The organism is Bacillus sp. JJ864 (assembly GCF_036963045.1).
Lineage (GTDB): Bacteria > Bacillota > Bacilli > Bacillales > Bacillaceae_G > Bacillus_A > Bacillus_A pseudomycoides_C.
The window spans coordinates 1-9,346 of the sequence record NZ_JBALLY010000194.1 but is presented as its reverse complement, the minus strand read 5'-3'; the positions used below and the strand labels follow the sequence as shown (position 1 = coordinate 9,346).

Genomic DNA, 9,346 nt, shown 5'->3' with positions numbered 1-9,346 from the left:
ATCCTGATCTGAATGAATTTGTTCATAAGACTGATTGATCGTTATTACTTTCTCACTAATTGATTTTAGTTTTTCATCTTTCGCTTGTAGCATTTTGTACAGTTCTTGTTCTAATTGTAATGATTTTTTATAACTTTCATGCAATTTTTTGAAAGAATCAGCACGATTTCTATACATATCTTGAACTTCTTCAGCCTGTTCTTGTAATTTCTTATCTTCTAATTTCTTTATATATTTATCAGCAGACTTCACTTCATTTTGTGCATTTTCTAAGGTAGCTTTCTCTTTCTCTAATACTTTTTCACGATCATTTATGTTTGTTACAGCTTGATCTAACTTTTCCTTCACTACTTGATTATTCTCTTTGCCTTCAAGTGTAATTTGAGTATATAACTCTTGTCCTTGTTTTTCTAATGCTGCTAATTTTTTCGTATCTTCAAACATTGTCTTTTCTTGTTTTGCAGCACTTTCAAATGTTACATATAATTTCTCTTCTGGTTTTTGTCCTAAACAGCCGGACAACAATGTTACTGATAAGGCTGTTATAAGTGCCAGGTTTCTATATATCATCTGCAATTCCTCCTACTTAGATGCGATTATCCTTCCAAAAATTTAATGGGAAATGAGAGGCTTCATCATATACTTCGAATTCATAACCTTTACTACGAAGATCATCAATAATTCTTTGTAACGCCTGCACCGTCTGTGATTTTTCATGCATTAAAATTACTTCGCGATTTTGACTAACCTGAGAAATTGTTTTTTGAACAACAGCATCTGGATTTCCAGGTAATTTCCAATCTAAAGAATCTATTGTCCAATCCCACTCTTTCATACCAACATTCACCATTTTGTCTCGTAATGCCTGTGTAAGTCCGGGCATACTCCCATATGGACAACGAACAAGATTTGGATGAATTCCAGTAACTTCCTTCATGATATCTTGCGCTTGTTGCATTTCTTCAACAAATTCGCCTTGGGTATAAAGCTTTTTATTATCGTGTGTCATACTATGAACACCTGGGTAGTGCCCTTCATTTACTAAACGCTTTACACTTTCTTTATGAGCTGGGATGTTTCCACCAATCATAAAGAACGTTCCTTTTATATTATTATGCTTTAAAATATCTAAGATTTCTTTTTGAAATTGACTTGGTCCATCATCAAATGTTAAGTATGCTACTTTACGAACCTGGCCATTATATTTATCTGGTGCTGTTTTTTTCATTTCTATTTTTGTTTGCTCACTTGCCAGTTGAACAGCATTTTCTTGGTTCATTACCCCTTTTGCAGGTGATGTAAAGAATTGAAACATAAAAAAAGCTAGTGTGATACAAGCAGATATTGAAATAATTGCTGCTATTTTTAGTCCTTTTGTAAACATTCTATTATGTCCTTTCTAGTAACCTTTAGTTTTAGATTATCTATGAAAAAATTCTATTTGTGGGGAATTTGTCTAATTTAATTGGATAACTATCTATTGAAATATTCTATAATACCACTAACAACTCCAGAGGCTACATCTGCTTGAAATTGTTGTGAATTCATTCGTTCTTCATCTTCTGGATTTGTAATATAACCTAGCTCAAGTAAAATGGATGGTTTTTGATTTTCCCGTAATACATAGTAATCGCCAGATTTTACACCTCTATTTTTTGCTTGTATATGTTTGAATAAATGTTCATGTATGGTTTCCGCTAGTGCTTGTTCTCTTTGGCCTTTGTAATAGTAGGTTGTTACTCCTTTTACATCATTAGTTGTGAAACCATCATAATGAATACTAAGAAAGAGATCTGCCGATTTATTTTGAGCGATAGCAACGCGATTTTTTAATGATACAAACGTGTCATCTTGACGCGTTAATATTACAGTCATTCCTTTTTCCGCAAGCTTTTTTTGAATGTTCTTAGCTGTTTTGAGAGTTATATCTTTTTCTCTTGTTCTTCTTAGTCCAATAGATCCAGGGTCATTTCCTCCATGTCCTGGATCTATGACTATAACTTTTTCTGAAGTTTGATCCTTTTTGGATAACGTATCTGCATACATTGTTCCTTTTACTTTTGAACTCATCAAGAAATAAACTGATACAAAACCTATAAAAATCAGTATAGGATATATAATTATTTTTTTGTTCATAAAAAAATCCTTTCTTGATCAACTTGTTTTTGGTTAATATGTTTACAATTAATAGACTTGGTTAAAGTAAAAATAATAGCGTGAGTGTTACAAAACTCCTACAAAATATAAATACATACGGTAAATTGATAAAATGCTCCTCCCTTAACCGTCTATAAATTCTGTAACACCTTCTGAGTGTATAAGTTTTATGTAAAGATTAAATGCAGATAACATGCATTTTTTTTAAAGATTGCCATCCACAGAAGGAGTCATAACACACATCCATCAACTTAAAGGATTCTGGTACAAAAAATCTCTTAAACTTGGATATACTGATATTACTACTCTAGAAAAGGTGTGTGATCAGTATGGAAAAGGAAAACTTGTTCAAATGGTACAAAGGTAAAAGTTCTGCGCAAGATTTAACGACAGAAGAGATAAAGCGTTTTGAGAAGATAGAATCAAATCAACATTCGACTGAAACAACTGTGAATTCTCAAGTACCTTCTTCTCAAATGCAATATAAGGAAGGCGAGAAAGTAGCCGTATTAAATATCCAGAAAATAGCGAAGAAGTTTTCTGGATATTGGGGTGCAAATGACACCACATTGAAAAAAGGAGTTGGTTACAACAACTCCATTTGAAAGTGGTGGTCACACTGTACTAAGTGGACATCGTGATACGGTATTTACAGACCTAGGGGAGCTGAAAGAGAAAGATAACCTCATTGTGGAATACGATAATAAGGTTTATACTTATGAAATTCAAAAAATGTGGATTACAAATGCGGATGATCGCACAGTCATAGTAAAGAAAGAAGAGCCCATATTGACGCTTACAACTTGTTATCCATTCGACTATATAGGGGATGCACCAGATCGATATATTATTGAGGCAAAGTTAATTGCTATCGATCCTAAAGTGAGATGAAAGCATTCGGGTCTCTAATTATTTTGGAAGAAATATTATTATGAAGGGGGAAATGAAACATGACAAAAAACATTTTAATTGTTGAGGACGAGGATATTTTACGTGAAATTTTGAAAGATTATTTTTTAAATGAACAATATAAAGTACTAGAGGCAAGAGATGGGAAGGAAGCGTTAGTCTTATTTGAAGAAGAAGAGATTCATTTAGTCATTCTTGATATTATGTTACCAGAATTAGATGGTTGGTCTGTTTGCCGAAGAATTCGTAAAACGTCTCAAGTTCCTATTATTATGCTGACAGCACGAGTGGATGAAGACGATACATTACTTGGGTTTGAGTTAGGGGCAGATGATTATGTAACAAAGCCATATAGTCCGCAAATTTTATTGGCAAGAGCAAAGCGATTATTGCAAAGTAGGGTAGTTATAAGTAAATCTTTAGGGAATGAAGGTGACACGCTAACTATTCATGGAATTTGTATTCACTTGCCCTCGCGTATTGTTACTATAGAGGGAGTAGACATTAATTTAACGCATACAGAGTTTGAAATTTTAACGTATTTTATGCAAAATCAAGGTATTGTTTTGACAAGAGAGCAATTGATTTCAAGAATTTGGGGCTATGAATTTTCCGGTGATGACCGAACTGTGAATAGCCATATTCGTAATTTGCGAAATAAATTAGGAGATAAAGCAAAATACATTACGACTGTTGTTCGAATGGGGTATAAGTTTGAGGGGAATATATGAGAAAAGGAATTGTATTAAAATTATTGTAAATACTCAGCTACCCTAATGATCTGACTGTTTAATATTTCTAATACGACAAGTGCCAACATGTCTTGTGCAATGTGCATCTTCTTCGTGAATTGCGCGGTATATTTGAACAAACGAAGCAAGAATGGGCGCAAGAAATGGTTGATTTTCTTTTACAAGCGAAACAGCAAAAAGAAACAAAGCACCTGGACGCACAAGAATTGGTAAAATTGCATCAAAAATATGAAACAATCGTAGCAAAAGGAGAAGCATCCAATCCAACCAAGCCGAAAGAAGGAAACGTTCGCGGGAGACAGAAGCAAAGTCTGGCGCGCAATCTCTTAAATCGATTGATCGCAAATCAAGAATCGATTTTGGCCTTTCTTCTCCATCCAGTTATTCCGTTTGATAATAATCAAGCGGAACGAGATATCCGTCCAGTAAAGTTACGGCAAAAAATAAGCGGTTCTTTCCGAAGACAGCAAATTGCTAAAAATTTAGTAGAACATTTAACACATTGGTTGAATCAAGAGAGTATTTCTTCTATTCAAATGTATGTTGATTTAGATAATAAATTGGCTTTAAACTTTTGGGAGAACACAGGTTTTGAAAAGGAGTTCTTTCTTCTATCAAATAGTTAATTTCAATATAAAATATGAGTTGAAAGTTTCATGTGATGAAGAGCTTTTCTGTGAGAAGGAAAAGGTGCCTTAACCACCTAAATGCAGAGTTTTATTATTTTTAATCAAAACAAAAAAGACTGAGTAGAAAAACTACTCAATCTTTTTTATACGATCAAATAATAAACCATCTGTCGTATGATTTTCTCCTATTACAAAATCTTTCATATAATAAGAAAGATATTCACCATATTTTGAATCTGTATTTAAAAGAAGTTCGTCTACAAAGTAACAGCCAAGTGGTAAATTGTCGAGTAAGAGGCTAGCAAGTGCACCGTAAACGCCGCATGCGACTTGAAAATAGGTTGCGTTTGTTCCGTATTGGTTGTACACATGCTGGGTGGCAGTTGTATTGTACATATAGACTTCTTTGTCTTTATAGACAAGTAATACACCGATTAAATCTTCACCGAGGAGTTGTCCAGTTTCTGGATTTAATACGTGATGATCCCAGTTCCATAGTTCATCAATGTTCTGTTGATTATCATGAATTACTTGCGTCATATAATCATTAATACGATATAAAAAGCCGACTTCCATATCGTACAATTTTCCGAGATTAATTACTTCTTCATGCCCCATTAAACAACCGAAAAACTGTTTATCTCCTAATGTTACTTTAAATTCTTGTTCATAAGCAGTATTACATAAGAGCATAGGAGTTTGATGTTTCATGAAAAGAGGATAGTTTAAAATAGCTTCTTCTAAAAATCCCGCAGGAGACCATGTCGAGTATACAGTTTTTTCTTTAATAAGAGTTGAATCCTGGTAGAAAGTTGTATCGTGTTCGACGATGAAACAAGCGAGGGGGATTTCATCAGGATTTTGCTTCATTAACTTAACGGCCATCCATTGGACGACACCAGGATTCATACCAGAACAAATAACGCCTGTCATTTGTGTGAAGGTAGGTTTATGCTTTTCAAAGAAATTTTGTCTTTCTAATAAACTGAAGCGTTTAATATGCTCATTTGCATCGATTGCTGGTGATTGCAATGCTGTATTAATATAATGTACATTAGCTTCGTTGCAGCATGTTAGCATTTCGACTGCATCTGCTAAGGAGGCATCAATGACTAGACTTGTCCCCGTTTTCTGTAGATGATTTCGAAATAATGTGTTATCGCTTAGATCAAACACATGGAATGTAAAGCTTTCGTATAATGCAGGATACATATCCTGAAAATAAGACTCTGGTTTTTGCTTCATATCAATTAAATGAATGGAGCAGTTTTGTAACTGAGAGTATAAAGGATTATGAATATCTTTCACGGCATGATTTAATAAAGATAAAAATGCACGAGCAGCGCCGCCGCTGCTTCCGAGTATAGTAAGAATAAGTTGTTTTTCTTTCATGCTTTCCCTCCTATGTGATTAAGATATTCTGTTCACATGAGAAAGGATTATTTGTTTGTCCATACATGCATAAAAATCCACTGTCTATTTTGTTTTGGATTGGTAGTACCCCTTATATATAAATCCAAGTTAAAAAAACGACCTAAAAACCCTTTTCCTTTTAGGTGGGCGAGAGCGTCTGGCCATGCGTAGAAGCGGTCAGGGCCTTTTTTCTGCCACATGCGAAGTTTAAAACACAAGGAGCAAGCCAGTAGCAGTCATGTTGTATTCTGCATAGCAGCGACTTATGTGCTGAAAGATTAACATGTATTTTTATAGGTGGATCGTAAACAAAAACTTCCAATATATATATGACTTTACTTTTTTTGTAAAATCTTGTATTATATAAATATACCATATATTAGTTTGTTTTCAGGAGGAGGCTGTCACTATAGCTTTCTCCTGTTCTTTTTTTGGAGGGCTGTAGTAACAGCCTCTTTTTTAAAAGTTTAAAAGTTAGAAAATTAAGACAACTAGAAGAGAGGGGGCATATATATTAGGAAAAGAGCTGTTATCCTATTAATTAAGGAAAGGAGTTGAATGGGAAATAAAGAAAGCTACCACTCATGAAAGTTTCACTTATGTTGAAAGGAGTGAAGCGTATGTTGTTTAACGTTCCAATTGAAACAATTTATTTATATGGACTTGTTATAACTGGAGCTATTGCCATTCTTTATTTTCTTTTTGGTGATATTTTAGAATCTCTTTTTAGTATATCAAGCGGAGCTACTTCGCCTTTTACGCTCATATTTAGCTTTTTGGCGATGCTATGTGGATTTGGTTACATATTAGAATATATATTTCCTTGGAGTAGTGTTGCTATTTTTGTTATTTCATTTTTTCTCGCACTTGTTGGTGTAATTACAATGAAAATGCTTGTGTTAGCGCCAATTTCTAAAGCAGAGCAAAATACAATGCACCGTATGGAAGAATTTATTGGCTGCAAAGGAGAAGTGATTATAACAATTCCGAAAGAAGGACTAGGTGAAGTTTTGCTAGCTTCTAAATTTGGCAGCAATGCGATGCCAGCTAAAACAATAGGAAAGAACGATATTTTACAAGGATCTTATGTCATTGTTGAAGCAGTGGAAGATGGCGTTTTACATGTACAAAATTTAGCGGTTTCTTTAAAGAAACCGAAATGATAAGGAGGAGTTACTATGGTTCCATTAATTATTGGTGGTGTTTTATTAGCAATATTAGCGATTTTGATTTTAGTCTTTATTACAAAATATCGTACAGTTGGTCCAGATGAAGCGTTAATTGTAACGGGAAGTGGTTTAGGAAGCGGGAAAAATGTTGTGACAACAGATGATGGTAAAAAGATAAAGATTATTCGCGGCGGCGGTACGTTTGTTGTGCCGGTTATGCAACAAGCAGAACCTCTTAGCTTATTAAACTATAAGTTAGAAGTAGGAACACGCGATACATATACGAAGCAAGGTGTTCCCGTAACAGTAAATGGTGTTTCGATTATTAAGGTAGGTTCTACGATTGAGGAAGTATCAACAGCAGCAGAGCAATATTTAGGAAAAGAAACAGAAGAACTGAAAGTAGAAGCAAAGGAAGTATTAGAAGGGCATTTACGAGCGATTCTTTCTTCTATGACAGTAGAAGATGCGTATAGTAACAGAGAACAGTTTGCCCAGAAAGTACATGAAGTTGCTTCCACTGATTTGAAGAAGATGGGATTACGCATTGTATCATTTACGATTAAAGAAATTAGTGATAAAAACGGATATTTAGATGCACTTGGTCAGCCACAAATTGCGACAGTAAAACGTGATGCGCAAATTGCAAACGCAGAACGAGAAAAAGAATCACGGATTGAAAAAGCACGTGCTGAAAAAGAAGCAAAAGAAGCAGAGTATCAGCGTGATGCGCAAATTGCTGAAGCAGAGAAACATAAAGAATTAAAGGTGCAAGCATATAAAAGAGAACAAGAACAAGCACGTGCCGATGCTGACCTTTCCTATGAATTACAGCAAGCGAAGGCTCAGCAAGGTGTAACAGAAGAGCAAATGCGAGTGAAAATTATTGAGCGTGAAAAACAAATTGAATTAGAAGAAAAAGAAATTGCTCGTCGTGAAAAGCAATACGATGCAGAAGTGAAGAAAAAAGCAGATGCTGATCGTTATGCAGTGGAGCAAGCGGCAGAAGCAGAAAAAGTGAAACAAATAAAGAAAGCAGATGCCGATCAGTATAAAATTGAAGCAGAAGCAAAAGCACGTGCAGAAGAAGTACGAGTAGAAGGTTTAGCAAAAGCAGAAGTACAAAAAGCACAAGGTACAGCAGAAGCGGATGTTATTAAATTGAAAGGTCTTGCTGAAGCGGAAGCAAAACAAAAAATTGCTGAGGCATTTGAACTATACGGCCAAGCAGCAATTATGGATATGGTATTAAAAATGTTACCAAGCTATGCAAAAGAGATTGCAAGCCCGCTTAGCAATATTGATAAAATCACTGTTGTCGACACTGGCGGCGGTGGAAAAAATAGCGGTGCTGGTAAAGTTGCCGGCTATGCGACGGATTTAATGGCAACGATGCAAGAAACTTTGAAGGCCTCTTCGGGAATTGATTTAAAAGAGTTGTTAGAAAGTTTTGCTGGGAAAGGCGCAATGCAGCCAAGCGGAGAGATAAAGGCTGCTATTCCGAGTCCAGAAGAGAAAAAGCCGGAAAATCATGAGAACCTCTAGGAGTTTTTTGTAACTATTTAGAAGTAATTCCTGGGAATCACTTTTATTTCATATTAGATAAAAGAGAACACATATTATTCATATATAATATGTGTTCTCTTTTGTTTTTTAAGCTTTTTATTGGCAAATGGGCAAGTAGCCTATCTTCAAAACGACAGGGCATGGCAGCAATTTATATATTGAAAAATTAAAATAGATGTATGTAAATAAAAGAATTTTTAAAATACGAGTTGATTTTCATAACAATGTTAGAATAGGTGAGAAATATAACACTGAAATGTAATGAGGAGAAAAGTTTAGATGAAAGATGTAATTGAAAATGTATATAGCCCATGCAATGGAGTGATTGAAGAAATACTTGTTCAACAATCATCTTACGTATATGAGTGGGAAAAGTTATTTGTTATTAAAAAAAGCGATGGAACATTAGCAGAAGCCGCGGTTGGCTTTAGCGGTAATATATTAGCTGTCGAAGTGAAATTAGGCCAGGAAGTAAATGAACAAACGTTGTTGTGTAAATTAGAAGACGATTGGTTGATCACTGGCTGTGAATAAAAAAAGTAGATTATGAAAAACGGCATCATATATATAAATCCAAATTAAGAAAACAACATAAAAACCCTTTTCTTTTTAGGTGAGCTAGAGCGTCTGGTCATGCGTAGAAGCGGTCAGGGCCTTTTTCTGCCACGTGCGAAGTTCAAACAAAGGGAGAAAGCGAGTGCAGAATCTTTTTTTCTACATAGCCGCAATTTGTATGTTGAAAAGTCAAAAT

The 9,346-nt window shown here is 34.8% G+C and carries 9 protein-coding genes and 2 pseudogenes; 7 read left to right on the top strand and 4 right to left on the bottom strand.

The window, feature by feature from the left end; translation table 11 throughout:
• From V7024_RS22415 to V7024_RS22405, 3 genes are all read right to left on the bottom strand, one after another.
• On the bottom strand, window positions 1–570 hold a 570-nt coding region (locus tag V7024_RS22415; protein ID WP_335524089.1), incomplete at its 3' end, for a YkyA family protein.
• A 16-nt stretch (window positions 571–586) separates the two neighbouring features.
• Window positions 587–1,384 (bottom strand): peptidoglycan-N-acetylglucosamine deacetylase, encoded by a 798-nt coding sequence (locus V7024_RS22410; protein WP_335524088.1) that lies wholly within the window; start codon window positions 1,382–1,384, stop codon window positions 587–589.
• A gap of 89 nt (window positions 1,385–1,473) precedes the next feature.
• Entirely contained in the window at window positions 1,474–2,136 is a 663-nt protein-coding gene (locus tag V7024_RS22405) for an N-acetylmuramoyl-L-alanine amidase family protein (protein WP_335524086.1), read from the bottom strand.
• 350 nt (window positions 2,137–2,486) lie between these two features.
• Between V7024_RS22405 and V7024_RS22400 the strand changes: the two are divergent.
• The 4 genes and pseudogenes from V7024_RS22400 to V7024_RS24505 all read left to right on the top strand — a co-directional run bounded on the left by V7024_RS22400 (window position 2,487) and on the right by V7024_RS24505 (window position 4,444).
• Window positions 2,487–3,048: pseudogene (locus V7024_RS22400) on the top strand (class D sortase).
• Between the two features lie 59 nt (window positions 3,049–3,107).
• Complete coding sequence (locus V7024_RS22395) at window positions 3,108–3,797, top strand: response regulator transcription factor (protein WP_335524083.1); 690 nt, start codon at window positions 3,108–3,110, stop codon at window positions 3,795–3,797.
• Window positions 3,798–3,877: 80 nt separating this feature from the next.
• Window positions 3,878–4,282, top strand: a pseudogene (locus V7024_RS22390) (IS66 family transposase); the annotation flags it as partial.
• A 42-nt stretch (window positions 4,283–4,324) separates the two neighbouring features.
• Window positions 4,325–4,444 (top strand): hypothetical protein, encoded by a 120-nt coding sequence (locus V7024_RS24505; protein WP_438824504.1) that lies wholly within the window; start codon window positions 4,325–4,327, stop codon window positions 4,442–4,444.
• Between the two features lie 132 nt (window positions 4,445–4,576).
• On the opposite strand, the gene V7024_RS22385 is transcribed toward V7024_RS24505, so the two are convergent.
• The gene (locus V7024_RS22385) at window positions 4,577–5,839 is read right to left on the bottom strand and encodes an S-adenosylmethionine decarboxylase related protein (protein ID WP_335524080.1); all 1,263 of its coding nucleotides are present in this window, start codon (window positions 5,837–5,839) and stop codon (window positions 4,577–4,579) included.
• A 641-nt stretch (window positions 5,840–6,480) separates the two neighbouring features.
• On the opposite strand from V7024_RS22385, the gene V7024_RS22380 reads away from it, so the two are divergent.
• The 3 genes from V7024_RS22380 to V7024_RS22370 all read left to right on the top strand — a co-directional run bounded on the left by V7024_RS22380 (window position 6,481) and on the right by V7024_RS22370 (window position 9,129).
• Window positions 6,481–7,023, top strand: coding sequence for a phosphate ABC transporter permease (locus V7024_RS22380; protein ID WP_335524077.1), 543 nt, complete (start codon window positions 6,481–6,483; stop codon window positions 7,021–7,023).
• A 15-nt stretch (window positions 7,024–7,038) separates the two neighbouring features.
• On the top strand, window positions 7,039–8,574 hold the full coding sequence (locus V7024_RS22375) for a flotillin family protein (protein ID WP_335524075.1): 1,536 nt from the start codon (window positions 7,039–7,041) through the stop codon (window positions 8,572–8,574).
• A 300-nt stretch (window positions 8,575–8,874) separates the two neighbouring features.
• Complete coding sequence (locus V7024_RS22370) at window positions 8,875–9,129, top strand: hypothetical protein (RefSeq protein ID WP_335524072.1); 255 nt, start codon at window positions 8,875–8,877, stop codon at window positions 9,127–9,129.
• Window positions 9,130–9,346 lie beyond the last annotated feature (217 nt).

Coding starts and splice junctions, on each gene's coding strand:
- V7024_RS22410 (WP_335524088.1), bottom strand. CDS start 1,384: ATGTTTACAAAAGGACTAAAAATAGCAGCAATTATTTCAATATCTGCT.
- V7024_RS22405 (WP_335524086.1), bottom strand. CDS start 2,136: ATGAACAAAAAAATAATTATATATCCTATACTGATTTTTATAGGTTTT.
- V7024_RS22395 (WP_335524083.1), top strand. CDS start 3,108: ATGACAAAAAACATTTTAATTGTTGAGGACGAGGATATTTTACGTGAA.
- V7024_RS22385 (WP_335524080.1), bottom strand. CDS start 5,839: ATGAAAGAAAAACAACTTATTCTTACTATACTCGGAAGCAGCGGCGGC.
- V7024_RS22380 (WP_335524077.1), top strand. CDS start 6,481: ATGTTGTTTAACGTTCCAATTGAAACAATTTATTTATATGGACTTGTT.
- V7024_RS22375 (WP_335524075.1), top strand. CDS start 7,039: ATGGTTCCATTAATTATTGGTGGTGTTTTATTAGCAATATTAGCGATT.
- V7024_RS22370 (WP_335524072.1), top strand. CDS start 8,875: ATGAAAGATGTAATTGAAAATGTATATAGCCCATGCAATGGAGTGATT.